General features: G+C 42.4%; 19 protein-coding genes and 1 pseudogene. 9 read left to right on the top strand and 11 right to left on the bottom strand.

Going from position 1 to position 20,046, the window contains the following annotated elements; translation table 11 throughout:
• The first annotated feature begins 3 nt into the window (after nt 1-3).
• The 7 genes and pseudogenes from F9Y84_RS03185 to F9Y84_RS03155 all read left to right on the top strand — a co-directional run bounded on the left by F9Y84_RS03185 (nt 4) and on the right by F9Y84_RS03155 (nt 8,541).
• On the top strand, nt 4-738 hold the full coding sequence (locus tag F9Y84_RS03185; protein WP_128729906.1) for an ABC transporter ATP-binding protein: 735 nt from the start codon (nt 4-6) through the stop codon (nt 736-738).
• Entirely contained in the window at nt 735-1,871 is a 1,137-nt protein-coding gene (locus tag F9Y84_RS03180; protein ID WP_147389270.1) for an ABC transporter permease, read from the top strand. Before F9Y84_RS03185 ends, F9Y84_RS03180 begins: the two co-directional genes overlap by 4 nt.
• A gap of 195 nt (nt 1,872-2,066) precedes the next feature.
• Nucleotides 2,067-2,960, top strand: a complete 894-nt coding sequence (ttcA, locus tag F9Y84_RS03175) for a tRNA 2-thiocytidine(32) synthetase TtcA (protein WP_125253885.1) — start codon at nt 2,067-2,069, stop codon at nt 2,958-2,960.
• 477 nt (nt 2,961-3,437) lie between these two features.
• A pseudogene (locus F9Y84_RS03170) lies at nt 3,438-3,638 on the top strand (integrase core domain-containing protein); the annotation flags it as partial.
• Nucleotides 3,639-3,842: 204 nt separating this feature from the next.
• On the top strand, nt 3,843-5,996 hold the full coding sequence (locus F9Y84_RS03165) for a TonB-dependent siderophore receptor (RefSeq protein WP_147389268.1): 2,154 nt from the start codon (nt 3,843-3,845) through the stop codon (nt 5,994-5,996).
• 33 nt (nt 5,997-6,029) lie between these two features.
• Nucleotides 6,030-7,226 carry a PepSY-associated TM helix domain-containing protein gene (locus tag F9Y84_RS03160; RefSeq protein WP_147389267.1) on the top strand — a complete coding sequence of 399 codons (1,197 nt, stop codon included), beginning with the start codon at nt 6,030-6,032 and terminating at the stop codon, nt 7,224-7,226.
• A 328-nt stretch (nt 7,227-7,554) separates the two neighbouring features.
• Nucleotides 7,555-8,541: a Kelch repeat-containing protein gene (locus F9Y84_RS03155; protein WP_147389266.1), complete on the top strand. Its 987-nt coding sequence runs from the start codon at nt 7,555-7,557 to the stop codon at nt 8,539-8,541.
• A gap of 70 nt (nt 8,542-8,611) precedes the next feature.
• On the opposite strand, the gene uspE is transcribed toward F9Y84_RS03155, so the two are convergent.
• From uspE to ccoN, 10 genes are all read right to left on the bottom strand, one after another.
• Entirely contained in the window at nt 8,612-9,535 is a 924-nt protein-coding gene (gene uspE / locus F9Y84_RS03150; protein WP_147389265.1) for a universal stress protein UspE, read from the bottom strand.
• Nucleotides 9,536-9,660: 125 nt separating this feature from the next.
• Nucleotides 9,661-10,395: an FNR family transcription factor gene (locus F9Y84_RS03145; RefSeq protein WP_147389264.1), complete on the bottom strand. Its 735-nt coding sequence runs from the start codon at nt 10,393-10,395 to the stop codon at nt 9,661-9,663.
• Between the two features lie 183 nt (nt 10,396-10,578).
• The gene (locus F9Y84_RS03140; RefSeq protein ID WP_125253862.1) at nt 10,579-11,250 is read right to left on the bottom strand and encodes a sulfite exporter TauE/SafE family protein; all 672 of its coding nucleotides are present in this window, start codon (nt 11,248-11,250) and stop codon (nt 10,579-10,581) included.
• A gap of 1 nt (nt 11,251) precedes the next feature.
• The gene (gene ccoS, locus F9Y84_RS03135; protein ID WP_125253863.1) at nt 11,252-11,452 is read right to left on the bottom strand and encodes a cbb3-type cytochrome oxidase assembly protein CcoS; all 201 of its coding nucleotides are present in this window, start codon (nt 11,450-11,452) and stop codon (nt 11,252-11,254) included.
• Nucleotides 11,449-13,824 (bottom strand): heavy metal translocating P-type ATPase, encoded by a 2,376-nt coding sequence (locus tag F9Y84_RS03130; RefSeq protein WP_147389263.1) that lies wholly within the window; start codon nt 13,822-13,824, stop codon nt 11,449-11,451. Before F9Y84_RS03130 ends, ccoS begins: the two co-directional genes overlap by 4 nt.
• A gap of 6 nt (nt 13,825-13,830) precedes the next feature.
• Nucleotides 13,831-14,322, bottom strand: coding sequence for a FixH family protein (locus tag F9Y84_RS03125; protein WP_125253865.1), 492 nt, complete (start codon nt 14,320-14,322; stop codon nt 13,831-13,833).
• A gap of 119 nt (nt 14,323-14,441) precedes the next feature.
• Entirely contained in the window at nt 14,442-15,407 is a 966-nt protein-coding gene (gene ccoP, locus F9Y84_RS03120; protein WP_125253866.1) for a cytochrome-c oxidase, cbb3-type subunit III, read from the bottom strand.
• Nucleotides 15,404-15,589 carry a cbb3-type cytochrome oxidase subunit 3 gene (locus tag F9Y84_RS03115; RefSeq protein ID WP_125253867.1) on the bottom strand — a complete coding sequence of 62 codons (186 nt, stop codon included), beginning with the start codon at nt 15,587-15,589 and terminating at the stop codon, nt 15,404-15,406. The genes ccoP and F9Y84_RS03115 overlap by 4 nt, the downstream gene beginning before the upstream one ends.
• Before the next feature lie 5 nt (nt 15,590-15,594).
• On the bottom strand, nt 15,595-16,269 hold the full coding sequence (gene ccoO / locus F9Y84_RS03110; RefSeq protein WP_125253868.1) for a cytochrome-c oxidase, cbb3-type subunit II: 675 nt from the start codon (nt 16,267-16,269) through the stop codon (nt 15,595-15,597).
• 12 nt (nt 16,270-16,281) lie between these two features.
• Nucleotides 16,282-17,715: a cytochrome-c oxidase, cbb3-type subunit I gene (ccoN, locus tag F9Y84_RS03105; RefSeq protein ID WP_099028745.1), complete on the bottom strand. Its 1,434-nt coding sequence runs from the start codon at nt 17,713-17,715 to the stop codon at nt 16,282-16,284.
• Between the two features lie 350 nt (nt 17,716-18,065).
• On the opposite strand from ccoN, the gene F9Y84_RS03100 reads away from it, so the two are divergent.
• Together F9Y84_RS03100 and F9Y84_RS03095 are read left to right on the top strand one after the other, a co-directional pair.
• A complete protein-coding gene (locus F9Y84_RS03100; RefSeq protein ID WP_241651556.1) occupies nt 18,066-18,455 on the top strand; it encodes a hypothetical protein in 390 nt (129 codons plus the stop codon).
• Nucleotides 18,452-18,928: a transcription elongation factor GreAB gene (locus F9Y84_RS03095; protein WP_147389262.1), complete on the top strand. Its 477-nt coding sequence runs from the start codon at nt 18,452-18,454 to the stop codon at nt 18,926-18,928. Before F9Y84_RS03100 ends, F9Y84_RS03095 begins: the two co-directional genes overlap by 4 nt.
• A gap of 17 nt (nt 18,929-18,945) precedes the next feature.
• Here F9Y84_RS03095 and F9Y84_RS03090 read toward each other — a convergent pair whose 3' ends face one another.
• On the bottom strand, nt 18,946-19,938 hold the full coding sequence (locus F9Y84_RS03090; RefSeq protein WP_128729914.1) for a GlxA family transcriptional regulator: 993 nt from the start codon (nt 19,936-19,938) through the stop codon (nt 18,946-18,948).
• Between the last annotated feature and the right edge of the window lie 108 nt (nt 19,939-20,046).

Raw genomic sequence — 20,046 nt, 5'->3', positions numbered from 1 at the left:
GTCATGATCCAAGTAGATAACTTATATAAAAAAATTGGTGAAGTGAACGCGTTAGATGGGCTTTCATTCACTGCCAGTGATGGCCAAATTACGGGGTTACTAGGCCCGAATGGTGCTGGTAAAACAACATGTTTGCGCACTGTGTTTGGTTTGCTTCAGGCTGATAAAGGTCATGCCACGATAGATAATATTGATGTTGCTAAAGAGCCAACAAAAGCGAAGCAGCAACTTGGTTTATTTCCCGATCCATGTGGGCTTTATGAGCGAATGACACCACGTGAATACACTCAGTTTTATGCACAGTTGAGTGGTATGGAACCAAAGGCAGCCGCAGCTGCCACACAAACGGTACTTGAGAAGTTACAAATGCTTGATATCGCTGATAGGCGTTGTAAAGGGTTTTCTCAAGGTCAGAGAATGAAAACAGCGCTAGCACAAGCGATTGTGCATAAACCAACAAATATTGTTCTGGATGAGCCGACTCGAGGGCTGGATGTAATGAGTACCAGAGTGCTACGTGATCTGCTGTTGATGTTAAAAGCACAAGGTCACTGTGTGTTGTTTTCAAGCCACGTAATGCAAGAAGTCGCAGCACTTTGCGATCATGTGGTCGTGATGGCCAAAGGGAAAGTGGTCGCACAAGGCTCCCCGCAGTCACTTTGTGAGCAAACAGGTAAAACCTCCTTGGAAGAAGCATTTATCACCTTAATTGGTACAGATGAAGGAATTGCGGCATGATGAAGTTGATTTCAATATTGTTTAAAAAAGAAGTGCTAGATGCAAGTCGAGATAAGCGCTCAGTAATGGCCGGACTTTACTACTGTATTGGTGCGCCTATCTTAATGTGTGTACTGTTTACTGTGATGTTTAAACAAATGGCATCACCAGAGGCATTAAAAATCACGATAAAAAATGCACATAATGCACCAAATCTCGTGCAGTTCCTTGCAAGTAAAGAAATTGAACATGGAGAGGGAGAGGAAGTTAAAGCGATTACTTTGGAGATCAGTGACGATTATCAGGTCAATATGACGCAAGGAAAGAGCGCCACGGTATTTATTATTGCGGATAAATCAGAGCAAAAACTACGTGCGTCAATTAATCGTTTGGAACGTAATTTGATGCTATACAACAGCGAAGTTGCTTCACTACGTCTGGTGGCCCGTGGTATTGACCCAACCATTGCCCGCGCAATCGACGTGCAAACACATGATCAAGCAACGCCTACTTCTAAAGGTGGATTTGTGCTTGGGATTGCCACGCTATCTATTATTATTTCGCTTTTTTACGCTGCGATGGGAATGGCCATTGACAGCAGTGCAGGGGAGAGAGAGCGCAACTCTTTACAACTGTTATTGAGTCACCCAATAAGCACAACACATATTGTACTAGCTAAAGTAGGCGCAATTGCAGGTTTCTCTATCATTGCATTAATTTTAACCACTGTAGTCTCTAAGTTTGCATACAACATGGTGCCGTGGGAAATGATGGGTTTTACCGTTATTATTGATTTTACGTTTATTGTTACAGCGATTTTAATTGGCTTACCAATAGCACTAATGTCTGCCAGTTTGCTTATCTTTATCTCTTTTCTTGCCAAGTCTTTTAAAGAAGCACAATCTTATGTCGCAATGGCGTTGTTTATTCCAGTAATGATGAGTATGGCGACAACGTATGATATCGCCACGGATATTATGCAGTGGATGCCTATCGCGGCTCAGCAAAATGCCATGATAGAGATCATCAAAGGTAATGCTATCCCTGTAACGCAGTTATTACTCTCTAGTGCGGTAACTTTGGGGCTATTTGCTATCTTTACCTACTTAAGTAGCCGCATGCTGAAAAGTGAAAAAGTGGTGTTCGGATTATAATATCAATGAATTAGTTCGCTTGAGATCTACACCCCAAGATAAATGAAAATGGCGCTCCATGTAAGCGCCATTTTTTGTATTTAACCTCACTGTAAATTCACGTATAATCAGCGCCCCATAATTGATGTAGTAATGTAGCAAAGCTTGAAAGCTTTACTACAGGCTTGAGTAAGTATGAGTACGGCACCTAACACCATGATAGAGCAAGATAATCGTAAAGAAGTTTTAGAGTTCAATAAGCTGCAAAAGCGTTTGCGCCGCAATGTCGGTAATGCCATTAAAGATTATAATATGATCGAAGAAGGTGACGTCGTAATGGCTTGCATCAGTGGTGGTAAAGACTCATTTGCAATGCTGGATATTTTGCTAAATCTAAAAAAAGCAGCACCGATCCATTTTGATGTTGTAGCGGTAAACCTAGACCAAAAGCAGCCTGGTTTTCCTGAGCATATTTTGCCCGAGTACTTTGAAAGCTTAGATATTCCATACTACATCATAGATAAAGATACCTATTCAGTGGTTAAAGAAAAAGTACCTGAGGGTAAGACTACCTGTGGGCTCTGCTCTCGTTTACGCCGTGGTACTTTATATTCTTTCGCCGAGAAAATTGGCGCGACGAAAATAGCGTTAGGTCACCACTTAGACGATATTGTTGAGACACTGTTCCTAAATATGTTCTATGGCGCGAGAATGAAAGCGATGCCACCAAAGCTGCGTTCAGATGATGGTCGCAATGTGGTGATCCGCCCACTAACTTATGCTCGCGAAAAAGATCTGCTTCAGTATGCCGAGCATAAAGACTTTCCAATCATTCCATGTAATCTATGTGGCTCACAAGAAAACTTACAAAGGCAGAATATCAAGTCTATGTTGGTGGAATGGGACAAGAAAACCCCTGGCCGCGTAGAGAATATTTTTAAATCTATTCAAAACGTTAGCCCAAGTCAGTTGGCAGATACAGAGTTATTCGATTTTGAAAGTCTGCCTCTTGATAGAAATGGTGAACGAGAAGCGTATGACTTTAATGAGGCTGTAGTTTCGTCAACAAATATAGATGAGTCACTCTTTATTGATGTGACAAATATTTAATACCTATTAGCATTAATATTTGCTCAATTTGAAGGCGTAAATTTGACGCTAACTGCGTTAAGATTTTCTCACCTCACAATAGACCACTTAATTACGACAATTGGGATAACTTCTCGTTGCGCTAGGTGCCTTTACCTAGCGCTGTATTTAGCCTCCTTTTAAAGTGGCTTTAGCAGTCCGCCTTTTTGCTCAAATCTCCAATCAATCAACCCCATTTTGACTTTATTACTGAACAGTATTACTGAACAGTTTGCGCTGCCCGATAGAAGGTTCATGTTTAACAAAACGGGCATGGATGCTTCCTTCACCCTCGGGTTAATGGGTATTACATGCGTTCGAGACTGAGGTCAGAGTGTAACTCCCCCAAAAAATGAAACAGTTCATAAGTAGAATTTTCCATCAACTAAAATAGGAAAATTTACGATGAGAAAAAGCAAGTTCACCGAAACTCAAATTGTCAGCATGATCAAAGAAGCTGAGCCAGGCAGTCCTTACCAAAATGGTTTTGTGGAAAGGTTTAACCGAAGTTATCGTGAAGAAGTGCTCGATTTATACTTGTTTGAGTCACTGCAAGAAGTACGTGAAATCACAGATGAGTGGTTAGATATTTATAATTATGAGCGACCTCATGATTCACTAGGTGATATGACACCAATTGGTTATCTTGAGGCTGCATAAAATTCTACGAAATAGCTGTACTAAATTGGGTGGAGTTACAAGAGCGGGGAACTCAATCAGTGCTTTATTAAAAATTTATCATTAGGAGCAATCCAATACTAACTGTGTTGGAAATTGCAATTATTTTCTATTTGTTATTTTAAATGCAACTAATAATTGTTACTATTTGTGTGCTGTTTTTATAATTATCTTGTGTGACCCCTAATGAACAAAATATCTAAGCTTTCCCTTATTGTCTTAGCGATAATGTATCCCTCGCTGCAAGTGTCAGCAAAGCAACAAAATGCTCAAGAAGAAATGACAGAGCAAGAAATTGAAACGATCACGGTGGTGAGCCGAACATTGAATCTATATCGTAATGGTGAGTCCACTACGGCAAAGCTTGCGGTTGACCCATTAAATTCAACTCAGATGATTACCTCGCTGAATGCGAATTTGATCCATGACTTAGGTGCAAGAGACGCTAAGGACTTATACCGCAATATTGCAGGTGTTAGTCAATTCAGTTATGCCGGAGTCACAGCACGTGGTTTTCGTCAGGAAGAAATTTACTTTGACGGCTTAAGAGGAGACCCATACGTTGGTTTTAACGTACCGCAACTTTTTAATGTTGAACGTGTCGACTTTTTAAAAGGACCATCAGGTATGCTCTACGGACCTGGTGCACCAGGGGGGCTATTTAACTACATTACAAAAAAGCCACAAGCAGAATTTAGTGCAAACACACGTATCATCTTTGGTACAGACAACCGTTTTGGTGGCTCTTCAGAAGTCACCTCTGAAGTTGCTGAAGCACAAAGCATTCGACTCGGCGCGTTTTATGAACAACAAGATACCTATCGTGATAACAGCGCCAGTGAAGTCGCAATAATTGACGCAGGCTATGCCTATGACTTTGATGATGCACGTCTGGTACTGCAATATACACACTACAAACAAGATCTTGATGCTAACCGACTTCGCGGTGTGCCAGCAGATGATAGTGGCGAGTTTCTGACCTATCCACAATGGAATCATAATGAACCATCCGACTTTTTAGATCTGACATCGGATGTACTACAAGCGAGTTTGGTTGGTGAGCTAACTTCATCTCTAAATTACGACGTAGCACTGCGCTATATTGATAATGAGCAATCACAGAACTATCATGAGCCAAGGGCGTTAATAGACAGTGACGGTAATGGGAAGATTGACTTAGTAGCGCGTGAGTTTCGCGATCAATTAAGAGCGCAATCCCAACTGTCGTTTGCTGCAAACTTTGTCTATGAGAGCCAAGCATTCAGTGCCGAACAGCGTACAGCATTTGGTATTGACATCTATTCAGGTGAAGAAGATGCCTTGTTAGGCCGTGCCTCCGCTTCAAATGACTTTATTTTCCGCTATCTAAATGGCACCTCTCTAAACTCTGATATTTTGCCACTGTCGTTACATAAGCCACGTTATGGAGAAACAGACCCGAGCCAATACAATGTCAAATTTGCGCCACAGCGCACTACAAAGCAAAAGCGTAACGGTGCTTACGTTTTAAATGAACTAGCTTGGGATAAATTTACTCTAGTTAGCGGTATGCGTTTCGATAAGTTTGAGGACGATGCGAACGGCACTAAATTTGACGATAGCAACATCAGCTTTAGAGTGGGTGGTATTTATAAGCTATCTAACGACGTGTCTATATACTCACAATGGGCTGATTCTTATGAGCCTCAGGGCGTTTCGAGTCAGGATGTGCAAGCTGGTGGACCGTTCGACCCGACAACTGGCGACATCATTGAAGTAGGTGTTAATGCTGAGCTATTCAGCGGCAGCACGTTGTTGAAGGTGGCGGGTTACGAAATAAAGAGGCAAAACCTGCTGCAAAGTACAGGGGTCGACCCAGAACAAGATGGAGTTGATAATCTAACTGCAATTGGTGAAATAACCAGTAAAGGTGTGGAGGTTGAACTTATCACTGACGTGACACCAGATTGGGTGGTGAGTTTTGCTTATGCTTATAATGATGCCAAAATCACGGCTGATAATGGCTCTGGTGGGATCCGCAATAGTGTCGGTGATAGATTTGCCAATGCGCCAGAAAATCAATTGGGCATTTGGACAAGATACCAGATCCCACAATGGAACTTAGCATTTGCTGTCGGTGGGAATTATGTCGATGAGCAATTGAGCCTATCGGGGCAAACGCTTAATTCATACTTTGTTGCTGATACTTCAATCATTTGGGAAGTAGACAACTACAGCGTGTTATTTAGAGTTGAAAATGTCTTCGACAAAGAATATGCCGAGTCTGGTTTCTTAGCACGTACCGGGCATTTCCCGGGCGACCCTAGAAATGCGTTTCTTGAGTTCACCTATAATTGGTAGTTTATCGTTGTCATCAGTCGTTGTGAGGGCTAAATGTTAGACAAAACCAAGCAAAGAAAACGACTGCGGAAACTGTATGATTTGCATGCTTGGGTTGGTTTTCAGCTTGCGATGGTCATGTTTGTGATCCTCACAACCGGCACGATTGCAACGGTATCAAATGAAATTGACTGGCTTGTCTTTGAGCAAATGCGAGCGACGGACAAGCCCCAAGGAGAGTCTGAGCATACTGCGACAGCTTGGCGTGCGATGTACGAGTCAATCTCAACGCAATACCCTGATGGACGTATGTTAACGTTAGGCACTATTGGAGGCGACTATTTTACATATCGAGCGCGTGTGTCGTTTGAGAGTGGTAAAGACAGATATGTACATGTCGATCAATGGACTTATGAAGTAACAGGGGATATTTCAACACTGACCGTACAACGGTTTTTTAGAGACTTCCATCGTTATATGTTTATGCCTGCCGTCCCTGGGCTACCAATCGTTACTTTTTTCGCTTTTGTCTTATTGATTTCTCTTTACACCGGTCTACAAACCACAAAAAACTGGAAAGTAGCGCTTTGGCGTGTGCGACTAACAAAAGGGTCGAGGGTGCTGTTAAGTGATTTACACAAGATGCTAGGGTTGTGGGGACCCTGGTTTACTACCATCATTATTCTGACGAGCTTTTGGTATTTATTTGAGTTTGGTTTACGGGTAGTCGATCATAGTTTGGAGCCAAGAACACCAAAAATAGAACAAATCAAATCAGTTCAAGGTCAAGTCGCGCTCTCTGGTGAGCAGTTCGAGGCTGCTTTTAATCAAGCTCAGGGAGCTATCAACGGTTGGACTATCACCAGTGTACATTTTCCAAGAACAGAAACATCTGCACTACGCTTTCAAGGTGTAGCCAGTAACCCATTACTTCGTGATCGTGCTCATAAAGTCTATATCAACCCCGCAACATTAGCGATCGTCGAGGTCCAAGCGCCGCAAAACCTAAAACTTAGCAGTTATCTCAATGAGTATGCCGATCCACTGCACTTCGGCTATTTTGCTGGGCTGGGCTCAAAATTGGTGTGGTTTTTAATGGGGGTTGCATTGAGCGGAATGTCATTAACAGGTGTGTTGATGACATGGAAGCGGACAAAATCATCACATATCACTCGAGCACAACTCGCTACCGCGCCACTCTTTTTGCTATCCGCGCTTTACTTCGTGTTCTGGATACAGAGATATATCTAGTCATGACAGGTTATTCTTGATTTTTCCTTAATTTTGGTAGCCTGACTGACAAGCAGAACAAGGGTTTTATTTTATTGAACTTAGAGGCTGGATTTTTCGTATAAATTGTTGTTATTTATGAATAGTTCTATGAGTTAGTAAACGGATAGAGCGACAAAGCAACGAGTAGTGAATTGATACTCCAGCCTTTGTTTGCCTGCATGACTTACTATATAGTTGATAACAACCCTATTTAAACGCACTTGGCGAAAGTAAATGTGCACGAGAGGCTTCGGTGAGACGACTACCACTAACATTTAAGTACATATTTTGTATAGCGGCTTTGGCAATGGGGGCCACAAATGTGCATGCCCAAGAGAGCATGTCACAGCAAACTTGGCAAACTTCGACATCTTTACCCGTAGCATTTCAGGAAATTTATCCGACAGTTTTTATCAATCGCATTTTTGTAGGTGGTGGGTTTAGTGCTTCGGAGCTGGAGACTTTTCAAGGGCTTGGTCCGTCCGATAAGGTGTATCTGTTAAATCCATCGGAGGAGATATGGAAGCGTGCTCCCTCTTTACCTGATCCGAGGCACCATATAGGGTTTGCAAGTAATATTCATTACCTCTATGCAATAGGTGGATTTAGCGGAACAAAGGGAGCAGTATGGAAACCTCAATCGACAGTATATCGCTTAGATGGTCGCCTCAGACGTTGGGTGTCAGCACCAAGTTTACCAAGTCCTTTAGCTGAATCTGTATATGCTAGCATGGGGATGAATATTCATGTTATTGGTGGCAAGACTCTTGATGATGATTCTGTTAGCAACATTGATAGTACAGCGCACTATGTATTAAAAAACAATGCTTACTGGAGTAGAGCAAAGCCGTTGCCGAGTCCAAGAAGTTCTGCGGCCAGTACAGTGATTGGCGATGATATTTATGTAATTGGTGGGCGGACAAGCGGGGATGAAGCTACAAATTTAAACACGGTAGAAGTTTATAACAGCACAACTGATTCTTGGAGAGCGTTGGCACCTCTACCCATAGCGGCAGCTGGTTTAGCCGCAAGCGTGATTAACGGTAAGATCTTGGTTACTGGTGGCGAAGCTCTTGATTATCAAAATGAACAGGATACTGGCAAGGTTTACAAGTCTGCATGGCTTTATGATCCAAAACTTGATGCCTGGCAATCGTTGCCGGATATGCCATTTCCACGTCATGGCCACGGTCAAGTGAGTCATAATGGCTGGGTTTATGTGATGGGAGGCGCTTCAAAACTAGGCCCCAAAGAAACGCTAAAGAGTACGGTTAAATTCAAGTTACTCGATTAGTGCACTGTCACAAAAATAAGGTAAATCAGAGGAGGAGTCTAACAAGACTCCCCTTGTTATTAGAGGAATATCAATCTGCTAGCGGTGATTGATAGCCATCAGGCTTTAATGCCAATACATCACAGTCAAGACTGTCGATAACATGCTCAGCAGTATTACCTACAAGCGCTGCGCTCAAGCCGGTACGACCAACAGTACCAATAACGACAAGTTCAGCATCTTTCTCTTTGGCAACATGCGGGATCACATCTTCAGGTAGACCTTCTTTGATAATGCAGTCATGTCTGTCTATCGAGAAGGTATCTGCTAACGCAAAGGTTTCATCTTCATGGTGTTTTTTAACCGCTTCATTGTACTGCGATGGGTTAAACTCGGGGATCTCAATAGCAATATTGACAGGCGTCGCAGGGTAAGAGTTGACCAAACTAAGCTTCGCGTTTGCCAACCCACATAAAAATTGTGCATCAGTAATAATACGCTTATTTAACGTTTGGTGTTGCTCATTATCACTTACAGAGTTGACTGCGGCGATAATATTGCCTTGCTCAGGCCATGCGTGATCTTTCACCAGTAGGAGCGGAGCGGGGCACTTTCGAATAAGGTGCCAATCGGTAGGCGTAAAGATAACGGACTTTAAAGTGTCATGCTCGTGAGTAGATTTAATGACGAGGTCATACTCATGCTCAAGCACGGTTTTGATGATGGCTTCGTATGGACGGTTATGCCAAACTACTTTGGTTTTTATATTGACGTCGGGGAAAGCTTTGACCATATCCGCCAGCCACAGCTCTCTATCTTTGATCACGGCTTCACGCATGCTTTCACGTTCGCCTTTAGATAACATGGTTGTCATCTCGTAAGAGAAGTCGTAGATAGACATAAATGCGGTGATATCTGCACCGGTACGTTTAGCGAGGTTAATAGAACGCGCTAGGCTATTCTGACGCTCTTTGGTTGGGTCAATAACGGTGAGTATATTTTTAATTTGATCCACGACTATCTCCTTAAAACGGCAAATTAACAATAAGAGCCGCAAGCTAGTATTACCTTTGCGACTCTATTGAGTGTAACCGATCTTACTTAAGGATAAAGCCCTAACAATAATTAGTTTGTTTTAAATCAAGATGCAATTGATGCTGTTTCAGCGAGTGCCTCAGCATCATTAATCGTAATGAACTTACCTTCAACCTTTATGATCCCTGCTTTTTGAAAACGACTGAGCAGGCGGCTGATAGTCTCAACGGTTAAACCTAAGTAATTGCCAATTTCACCACGCGTCATCGTAAAGCGAAACTCTTTGCGAGAAAAACCGCGTTCACCAAAGCGGTTGGAGAGATTAAATATAAACGTAGCTAGGCGCTCTTCCGCTGTTTTTTTGTTAAGAAGCAACAGCATTTCTTGGTCATAATTAATTTCACTACTCATTAAACGCATGATTTGCTGGCGTAACTTAGGTAATTTTCCAGCAAGTTCATCTAACGTATCAAATGGGATCTCACATACCATTGAGGTCTCTAATGCTTGTGCAAAGCTTTGATGCTGCATCTTATTGATGGCATCAAAACCAACGAGATCACCCGCTAAGTGAAACCCTGTGATTTGTTCATCACCTTGCTCTGACAGGGTATAACTTTTAAATGAACCAGAACGAACAGCAAAAATAGCATTTAGCTTACTACCAGATTCAAATAGATAGTCGCCTTTATGTAGGGGCTTTTTGCGTTCGATAATTTCATCCAGCTTATCCATTTCGCTGCCATTTAATGAAAAGGGCAAGCATAGCTGGCTGATGCTGCAGTTGTTACAGCTAATGGTGCATTGGCTCTTCGAGCGATTTTGATTACTTAAGTCCATAAAATTTCCATAAGTCTGTGACGCACACGAAGGCACTCCAGTTACTACTCATTTTTTGAGTGGCCTGGGGTGTCGCAAACTCTCACAACACGCAAAAGATGAAACTGTTTTTAATTGGAGCTCCTACTCTCAAAAAATGTCACTAGTCATCTAAAATGATGAGTTTGCTTAGATAAGGATAGGTTAATGTACTAGCTTATCAGTTGCAATAATAATTAGATAAACGCCGTACCAAATCAGTAAGTTTCCCATGATAATTCGTGTAACTAGATGATTAATAAACTTTTGTAATAGTAACGCGGATTGTCCCATGGCAATAAGCGCAGGTAGAGTGCCTGCGCCGAAAGCGAGCATAATCAATGCGCCTTCAAGTGGGCTTTTAGCTTGGAGTGTCCAAGTTAGCGCCGAATATACTAATCCACATGGTAACCATCCCCACAATACGCCATATAGAAAGGCCTTTGGCTTTGTATTGATTGGTACCAAATATTTATTTAGCTTAACTATATGCTGCCATATTAGGCTTTTCGCCAGCGATTCAAGCCACTTTAGTGTGCTGGCGAGGCGCATAATATATATGCCTACCAATATCATAAAGACACCGCTCATCAATTGCAGCACATTGGCAATCATAGTATTTTGTTTTGCTAAACTTGCACCTAGTAGCGCAACTAATGCGCCTGCTAACGCATAGCTGCTGATACGGCCGACGTTGTAAAGTATAGCAACAACTAAACTTGGCAATTGTTTACTGGCAAGCTGTAATGAGCTGGCTATTCCCCCACACATGACCAAGCAATGTCCACTACCAGCAAGCCCCATGATAAGTGCACTCAGCAGGCTAACCTCATTCATGTTAATTATCTTGGTCTGACTTATTTGTGGAGCGTTTAGCGTTATTTTCGTCCGCTTTTATTTTATCGTCGTCAAATAAAATGCTGTGGCCTTGTTTATTCAAGTCGGAAAATTGCTCACTTCTTACCGCCCAGAAGAAAATACCAATTGCAATAATGACGAATAAAATAGCGATAGGTATTAATACGTAGATAATACTCATAGTTTTAATAGCCTTAATGAATTTCCAATTACGATGATGGAGCTTGCTGACATACCGATCACCGCAATCCAAGGGGGGATCAAGCCAAGTGCCGCGAGCGGTAAGATGGAGCCGTTGTACATTAATGAAATGGTGAGGTTTTGCTTTACAATCCTTCGTGTTTGCTTCGCTACCTGCTGTAGTGCCAAAATGGCGTTTAAATCACTGTTGAGTAGTACGACATCCGCTGTGTTTTTTGAAATATCAGCGCCAGTATCCATCGCAACAGATAAATGAGCACTATTAAACACAGGGCTATCATTAATACCATCACCCACCATAGCGACCACTTCACCTTGCTCTGACCACGTATCTACTGCTTGTTGCTTAAGCTCTGGTGTACAGCCAATTTGATAACTATCGAGCGCCAGCTGAGCAGATAGCTCCTTACCTGCGTTAGAGCTATCACCTGTGAGCATGTGGCATGTAAGGCCAGCTTGTTGTAGTTTCTCTACGACAGACTCCGCATTATTTTTGACCTTGTCGTTGAAATAAAAATCGGCAATGGCTTTACCATCAACAAATAATGTAGCTTGCGCAAAAGAAGCATGGTTATTAAACCAATGACTTTTACCCAAGGCTAACTCATGGCTACGCCAGCGGCCTTTAATACCTGACCCAGCAATGACTTCAACATCTTGAATTAAGTTATCTGCAGGTGTTATGTGGGCAAATGCACGTGCAATAGGGTGCTCTGAAAAACGCTCTAATGCTGCCGCAAGTTCTAGAATTTGAGATTCTGTATATTGAGTCTGTAGTATTTCAACATGTTTAATTGAAAAGCGACCATCCGTCAAAGTCCCTGTTTTGTCAAACGCCACGCGTGTGAGTTTTGTTGCAGTTTCAAGGACATGTGCTTCTTTGATTAAAATTCCTTTTTTGGTTAGCGAAGCCACAGCGCAGGTTAAAGCAGTTGGTATAGCCAAGCTTAGGGCGCAGGGGCAGGTAGCAACTAACACCGAAATTGTAACCCAAAACGCTTTATCTGGTGAAATAGGATACCAGCCAATTGCCGTTATGGATGCAAATACAAGTAGGCAGGCAACAAACCATTGAGCCACTTTGTCGGTTACTTCGACCAGTTTTGGGCGTTTTGTAAGTGCATTATGTTGTAACCGTATTATCTGGTTCAACAGGGTGTTCTGACCAATTTTATTAATTTCTAGCGTGATCACACCATCGTGATTAACAGTACCGGCATATACCTGGTGACCTTGATACTTTTTAACAGGTTGGTGTTCACCTGTCATCATAGACTCATCAACAGTGGTATTACCGCTGATGACTAAGCCATCCGCTGGAATGGTCTCGCCAGCCTTGACTAGTATACGATCGTTGAGTTTAAGTTTTTTTGCTGCGATATGCTGTTCGTTGTTCTGATCATCGATTTTTCTGGCAGTCAGTGGTAGTAATTTTTGTAGGTTAGCGGTAAATTCGCTGGCTTTTAATCGAGCTCTAAACTCTAAATATTTACCCAATAATAATAAAAAGGTAAACATACAGATAGACTCAAAATATACCTCACCGACTTCCATAAATGTGGCATAGGTACTCGCGCCATAGGCACCAAAAATAGCTAAGGAAACCGGCAAATCCATATTCAGTTGTTTGGCTTTTAGCCCTTTAACGGCATTGGTTAAAAATGGCATTGCTGAATATAAAATAACCGGGGAGGCAAGGATCAGGCTTATCCAGCGGAAGTATTGCTCAAAATCTTCTTCCATTCCTGAAAACATGCCAAAATACATGGCAAATGCAAACATCATGACTTGCATGGTCATCAAACCCGCAACACCTAACCGACGGATATATGCTTTTGCTACAGCTTGTTTTTGGGCGGCTTCTTCATCGGCTTGAAAGGGGTAAGCTTTATAACCAATTTCCATTAAGGATTTTATGATGTCACTGAGCTTAACTTTTTTGTCTTGCCACACTATCATCGCGCGATGAGTTGAGGTGTTGACATCGACACGAATGATCCCCCCAAGAGCCAATAGTTGTTTTTCTATTAGCCAAGCACAGGCGGCGCAGCTTATGCCTTCAACACTCAATAACACCTCTTTGGTGTCGCCGCTCGTCTCTACGAAATCTTCTTGTATCTCGTCATTATCGTAGCTGAGCAGCATTTTTAGCTGCTCGGGGATCAGCTCTTCGACTTTTCCCGCACTTTCAGTTCGGTAAGTGTAATAATCGCTCATCCCTTGAGAAATAATAGTTTCTGCAACGGCCTGGCAGCCGATACAACACACAGGTTGAGTATTACCCTCAAAGGTAACTGAGCCTACAAATCCCTTGGGAATAGGCTCTAAACAATGAAAACACGAGTTGGCCATGGCAGTTTACTTATACTGAGGAGTAATTGCGATGATGCCATTGTGTGGAAGTTGGATCTTTTCTTTCATTTTCCAACTATTATCCATAGGCTCTATAAATACAGTAAATGCACCTTCATGGGGTTCATCAAATAAACCGGTGAACGCTCCGCTGGCATTTTTAGTAAGGGTGACGTCGAAATCGTATTTTTCTATGGTGCGGTGATAAAAAGAGAGTTTTAGTGCGTGAACTTTTGAAGCGTCGCCTTTGGTGAATTTAAACGTTACTTTTTGTTCTGCAACTTGCAGATCACCATGTAAGTAGAGTGCTTTGGCTTTATCAAACTTACTGAGTTCGAGATTGATCGCTTTACCTTTTTTGTAGTAATCATCAACGACCATATCGGGGCCATTACCGACGGCAAATGTGATGAGAAAAACACAGGCAACGACAGTGACAAGTGGGAAAAACATTAAAAACCAAGGCCAAAAATTCTTATACCAAGGGGTAGGGTTCATAGTTGCTCACATGGCTATAAAACTTGCGGATATTCTACCGTAAGTTACGGTAAATACCTAAAAAAAAGCCTCCAAATAGGAGGCTTTTTTGATCTCAAATAAAGTTCTAAACGGGCTGTTTACTTGTCTTGTGACAGGCTGTAAACATACGCCGTTAACAGGTGAACTTTATCTTCACCTAAGATGTCTTTCCAAGCTGGCATTACACCGGCACGGCCATGACGAAGTGTATCTTCAACTGCACGTTGAGAACCACCATAAAGCCAAATATTATCGGTTAGGTTTGGTGCTCCGAATGGTAGATTATGGGCAACAGAACCTTTACCATCCATACCGTGACATGCTGCACACATCGCAAATTTAGCTTTACCTGCATCCGCATCTTTTTGGTTAACAGTACGTCCAGACAGACTGAGTACATAAGCCGTCATTTCTTTAATACCTTGATCACCAAGTGCATCTTGCCAACCAGGCATTGCGGCAACACGACCGTGAAGTAATGTCGCTTTAATTGCGTCTGGTGTTCCGCCGTATAACCAATCTTTGTCAGTTAAGTTTGGAAAGCCTGTACCGCCACGAGCGTCAGAACCGTGACATTGTGCACAGTTTTGTGCAAATAGACGTTGACCGATCTCAAGTGCTTCTTCGTTTTCAGCTAATGCTAAAACATCTTGCTTAGCAAATTCTTGGAAGATAGGGCCAAAACGGTCTTCTGCTGCTTTCACTTCTTGGTCAAGCTGAACCCACTCGCCATTGGCTTTAGCTTCAGCGATCGCGTTTTTGGACTCTTCCAAAGTAGTAATACCTTGGTTTGAACTCGTCCAGTTCAAAAAGCCCTTAAAATTACCAAGACCTGGATAGGCTGCAAGATAATAAACAGACCAAACAAAAGTTGCGAAGAACATGTATGTCCACCACTTAGGTAGTGGGTTGTTTAGTTCCTCAATTCCGTCAAACTCATGACCACAGCTTTCGCCTTCTTTGACGCCTACATAGTTTTTTAGGTTCCAAAGCAGCAAGCCGAAAATCAGAGCTAGACATGCAAGGGTTAGTACGATAACCCAAATACTCCAAAAGCTAGTCATTTTTCAGACTCCTTTTCCTCGTTAGAGATAGTGCTATTGTGTTTTTTCTCATCTTCAAAAATGGCATTAGCTGCGTCGTCGAAACGGCGCTTAGAACGCTTGCTATATGCCCACACAACAATCACTAAAAACAGTACCAAAATTACCAGAGTCAAAATGCCTCTGTATGTGCCGTAATCCATAACAATTACTTCAAATGTGTGCCAAGTTGCTGTAAGTAAGCGATTAGTGCTTGCATTTCTGTTGCACCTTCGCCACCGTTCATCGCGTGGATTTCATCAACTTGCGCTTGTAGTTCAGCATCATCACCGTAGCCTTTGCCATTGTAGCGGTCTGACGACTTATCAATACCAAAAGCATCACGGAACACTTGTAATTTTTTCAGAGTATAAGTGGTATCTACCTTAGTAGTATCAAGCCAAGGGTAGCCAGGCATATTTGACTCAGGTACTACAGAGCGAGGATCCATTAGGTGCGCATAATGCCAATCGTCTGAATAACGTTGACCAACGCGAGCAAGGTCTGGACCTGTACGCTTGGAGCCCCACTGGAATGGGTGATCCCATACCGACTCACCTGCTACAGAGTAGTGACCATAACGCTCTACTTCATCACGGAATGGACGAACCATTTGTGAGTGACAGTTATAACAACCTTCACGAACGTAGATGTCACGACCTTCCATTTCAAGCGCAGTCAGTGGGCGTAGACCCTCTACCGGCTGAGTGGTATCTTTTTGGAACATTAGGGGAGTGATTTCAACTAATGCACCAAAGCTAATCGCGAATACCGTTAAGATAGCCATTAGGCCAACGTTCTTTTCGACGATTTCGTGTTTGTTTGTTGAGTTATTGTTGCTCATACTCGACACCCCTTAAGCCACTTGCGGGTTTGCATCAGTGGCTAATTGACCACTTTTTGCAGTAACCGTACGGAATACGTTATAAGCCATTACTAGCATACCAACCACGATGAATACACCGCCTAGGAATCGCATAATATAGAAAGGCTTAGAAGCTTCTAGTGACTGAACAAAGCTGTACATTAATGTACCGTCAGCATTAACTGCACGCCACATTAGACCTTGCATAACACCAGAGATCCACATTGCAACGATGTAAAGTACAACACCTACTGTGTGCAGCCAGAAGTGCGTATTAACTAGCTTGATGCTGTACATATTACCGTGACCAAATAGCGCAGGGATTAAGTGGTAAATTGCACCGATAGAAATCATAGCAACCCAACCTAGTGCACCTGAGTGTACGTGACCAACAGTCCAGTCGGTATAGTGAGAAAGTGCATTTACTGACTTGATTGCCATCATCGGACCTTCGAACGTAGACATACCGTAGAAAGATAGAGATACAACTAGGAAGCGCAGCACTGGGTCAGTACGTAGTTTGTGCCAAGCGCCAGATAGCGTCATGATACCGTTGATCATACCACCCCAAGAAGGAACGAATAAGATAACTGACATCACCATACCTAAAGATTGAGTCCAGTCAGGTAGCGCAGTGTAGTGTAAGTGGTGAGGACCTGCCCAAATATAAAGAGAAACAAGCGCCCAGAAGTGAACAACTGATAAACGGTATGAGTATACCGGACGACCAGCTTGTTTTGGTACGAAGTAGTACATCATACCAAGGAAGCCCGCAGTTAATAAGAAACCTACTGCGTTGTGGCCATACCACCATTGAACCATTGCATCTACAGCACCTGCGTAGATTGAATATGATTTAGTTAAAGATACAGGGATAGCCATGCTGTTTACAATGTGAAGCACTGCAACAGTAATGATGAAGCCAGCATAGAACCAGTTTGCTACATAGATGTGTGACACTTTACGCTTGATAAGAGTACCAAAGAATACTACAGCATAAGTAACCCATACTACTGCAATTGCGATATCAATTGGCCACTCTAGTTCAGCATATTCTTTAGAAGAAGTAATACCTAGAGGAAGCGTGATAGCCGCAGCTACGATAATGGCTTGCCAACCCCAAAAGGTAAATGCGGCAAGTTTGTCAGAGAACAGGCGCGTTTGACACGTGCGCTGAACAACATAGTAAGAGGTTGCAAATAGTGCACTTGTACCAAATGCAAAGATTACTGCGTTCGTGTGTAACGGACGAAGTCTAGAGTAAGTTAACCATGGAATGTCGAAGTTTAACGCAGGCCACGCAAGTTGCGCTGCGATAAATACACCTACACCCATGCCAACAATGCCCCAAATCACTGTCATGATAGCGAATTGGCGTACAACTTTATAATTGTACTCAGTTTGTGATGCTACTGTTTGGCTCATTTTCTGGATTCCGCTGCAATTTATTGCGATTAGAAATGAATTACCTGAATTACAGGCCCTAGTTATATTTCCTCAAGCCCGTCATGTTTTAACTCAAAATATGAGTGAAAACCTAACCAGCCCGAGAAACCTTTATTTTTGCGAGGAAATGATAATTTTTTTGCTTATGAAAAGATACCTAAAACGCCTAAAATTATGACATCAATCAAGTTTTCAAACGCTTTTTGTTCGCTTCTTAAGCAACCTAGCAATTCCCCCGAAACTTGCGTACACTGCGCAGGATTCAGAAGTGACGGTAAACCCCTATGGTTGTAAAGCAATTAACAATAGGATTGCTAGGTATTTTCCTCGTGGCCTGTTCAGACCCAAATATCATTATACATGAAAGTTCAGAAAAAAGTGAAAGTTCAGTAACAAGAAATGTCTGTAAATTTTCATCACCATGTAACTTAACACCTCAGGTCTCTATTTATCTGGGCTCTGGGCAGGTAGAACCTGAAACCGAATTTACCATAGGACTCAAAAGTGCGACTAAAGTAGTGGTGCACTCAGCTTGGTTGGAAGGTGAAAACATGAATATGGGCAGAATTCCAGTCTTCTTCGACGCAGACACACTAGAGGCCTCGACAATGGTTGGTATGTGTACGGATAAATCGATGCGTTGGATGTTACGTTTGGAATTGAGTGTGGACGGAGAACGGCTTTTCGCATCTCATGTTATTGCGGTTAACTATCGATGATTAAAACGATTTTTATTGAGTATTTAAAATTTGCACTGGAACAAAAGTTGATAGAAGCGACTGCTGCTGCAAACAGTGCTCGTGCAGATGCGACTCATGAACAAAGCGCTGCTGAAACCCAATATGACTCACTCAGCATTGAGTATGGTTATTTGGCTGAAGGGCAAAGCGAGCGCGTTGATGCAATGTATTTGGCAAAGCAACAGATCTTCAATCAGGTGAGTAATCCAGTTAGTAACACGATTACCTATAATGCGTTAGTTGCAATAGATGATGAACAAGGTGACCGCCATTGGTTTTATTTTGCACCTAGTGAAGGTGGTCTAAAAATTCAATATAAAGAGACCCCTGTACTTGTAATCACGTTTGACGCACCACTTGCAAAGCGCTTGCAAGGGCTTACCATCGATGATGATATTTCGTTTTTATTCAATGGTCAGGAACAAACTTTAACGGTGTCGCAAATTCTCTAGAGATTGCTGACAGCTATTTATGAGAACAGCTTTTTGCGTACTACGTCACGATACGTTGAAGGGGACTTGCCGATCAGCTGGCGAAACACACGACTCAATTGACCTTGAGAGTTGAACCCACAGGTCAGGGCAATATCCTGTATGGATAGATTACTACTGGCCAGTAGCTCTTTACACATTTCAACCCTTACTTGCTGTAAGTAGCCGACCGCTGTTTGGCCCGTAGCTTGTTTAAAACGGCGATTGAAGGTGCGATAACTCATATCAAACTGACTTGCTACAGCTGGTAAAGTGATCTCATCAGCGGCATTGTTCTTGAGCCAAAATTGGATTGCGGCGATCTGTTCGTCAGCATGACGGTCAACCGCACCTTCTAAATAGCGCTGCTCTTCATATGGTTTTCGGATCTCGTGAGAAAAGTTTTGCTGTACATGATGTGCCGCATCTGTGCCATATAACAGTTCTATAAGATGAACTATAACGTCTGCCAGCGCATTGAGACTGGCGATGGTGTAAATCCGCTCGGATTGCGTGATAAAGTAATCTGGTTTTAATTCGACATTAGGATAAAGCTGCGAGAATTGCTTGGCAAAATGCCAATGGGTTGTGGCTGAATGGCCGTTTAACAATCCTGAGCTGGCTAAAAAACACACCCCTGTACCAACACCAATTAAGGTGCTGCCTGCTTCCCACGCATCTGCGAGCGATGCGCTCAATTCTTGATTCTGTTTTACTATAGGTCGTGGATTACGCCAAATACTCGGTACGATAATATAGTCATACAAGGGTAATGCGCTAAAATCGCTTTGTGCTTCTAATGTGATGTATTCATCCGCTTTTATTGCCTCACCATGACTACTACAAAGCACAATGTCTAAAGGGGTATAAGCGTCTTTTAGATGTACTTTCGCAAAGGCTTGTCCCGCTTTTAGCATCTCCAATGGTAAAGTAACACTCGTAATGAGCATATGTCGATAAAGAACAATGGCGATTTTTGTACAAGGCTTCATCTGCTCCGACCTCTTCAAGTTGGCGAAAATTAATTTATATATGGCGCATTTTGATAAGAGCTATGTGAAAATGCAATTAAAATCACAGCATTATCTTAGTTCAGAAGT

The organism is Pseudoalteromonas peptidolytica (assembly GCF_012641745.1).
Classification (GTDB): domain Bacteria; phylum Pseudomonadota; class Gammaproteobacteria; order Enterobacterales; family Alteromonadaceae; genus Pseudoalteromonas; species Pseudoalteromonas peptidolytica.
The sequence above is the reverse complement of the archived record's forward strand: the minus strand, read 5'-3'. Positions and strand labels throughout refer to the sequence as shown.

Excerpts from the sequence above, each read along its gene's own strand:
- F9Y84_RS03165 (WP_147389268.1), top strand. The coding sequence starts at position 3,843 with ATGAACAAAATATCTAAGCTTTCCCTTATTGTCTTAGCGATAATGTAT.
- F9Y84_RS03140 (WP_125253862.1), bottom strand. The coding sequence starts at position 11,250 with ATGAATGAGGTTAGCCTGCTGAGTGCACTTATCATGGGGCTTGCTGGT.
- ccoP (WP_125253866.1), bottom strand. The coding sequence starts at position 15,407 with ATGACTAGCTTTTGGAGTATTTGGGTTATCGTACTAACCCTTGCATGT.
- ccoO (WP_125253868.1), bottom strand. The coding sequence starts at position 16,269 with ATGAGCAACAATAACTCAACAAACAAACACGAAATCGTCGAAAAGAAC.
- F9Y84_RS03155 (WP_147389266.1), top strand. The coding sequence starts at position 7,555 with ATGGGGGCCACAAATGTGCATGCCCAAGAGAGCATGTCACAGCAAACT.
- F9Y84_RS03160 (WP_147389267.1), top strand. The coding sequence starts at position 6,030 with ATGTTAGACAAAACCAAGCAAAGAAAACGACTGCGGAAACTGTATGAT.
- F9Y84_RS03115 (WP_125253867.1), bottom strand. The coding sequence starts at position 15,589 with ATGGATTACGGCACATACAGAGGCATTTTGACTCTGGTAATTTTGGTA.
- F9Y84_RS03180 (WP_147389270.1), top strand. The coding sequence starts at position 735 with ATGATGAAGTTGATTTCAATATTGTTTAAAAAAGAAGTGCTAGATGCA.
- ccoS (WP_125253863.1), bottom strand. The coding sequence starts at position 11,452 with ATGAGTATTATCTACGTATTAATACCTATCGCTATTTTATTCGTCATT.
- F9Y84_RS03185 (WP_128729906.1), top strand. The coding sequence starts at position 4 with ATGATCCAAGTAGATAACTTATATAAAAAAATTGGTGAAGTGAACGCG.
- F9Y84_RS03090 (WP_128729914.1), bottom strand. The coding sequence starts at position 19,938 with ATGAAGCCTTGTACAAAAATCGCCATTGTTCTTTATCGACATATGCTC.
- F9Y84_RS03125 (WP_125253865.1), bottom strand. The coding sequence starts at position 14,322 with ATGAACCCTACCCCTTGGTATAAGAATTTTTGGCCTTGGTTTTTAATG.
- F9Y84_RS03130 (WP_147389263.1), bottom strand. The coding sequence starts at position 13,824 with ATGGCCAACTCGTGTTTTCATTGTTTAGAGCCTATTCCCAAGGGATTT.
- ccoN (WP_099028745.1), bottom strand. The coding sequence starts at position 17,715 with ATGAGCCAAACAGTAGCATCACAAACTGAGTACAATTATAAAGTTGTA.
- ttcA (WP_125253885.1), top strand. The coding sequence starts at position 2,067 with ATGATAGAGCAAGATAATCGTAAAGAAGTTTTAGAGTTCAATAAGCTG.
- F9Y84_RS03145 (WP_147389264.1), bottom strand. The coding sequence starts at position 10,395 with ATGGACTTAAGTAATCAAAATCGCTCGAAGAGCCAATGCACCATTAGC.
- F9Y84_RS03095 (WP_147389262.1), top strand. The coding sequence starts at position 18,452 with ATGATTAAAACGATTTTTATTGAGTATTTAAAATTTGCACTGGAACAA.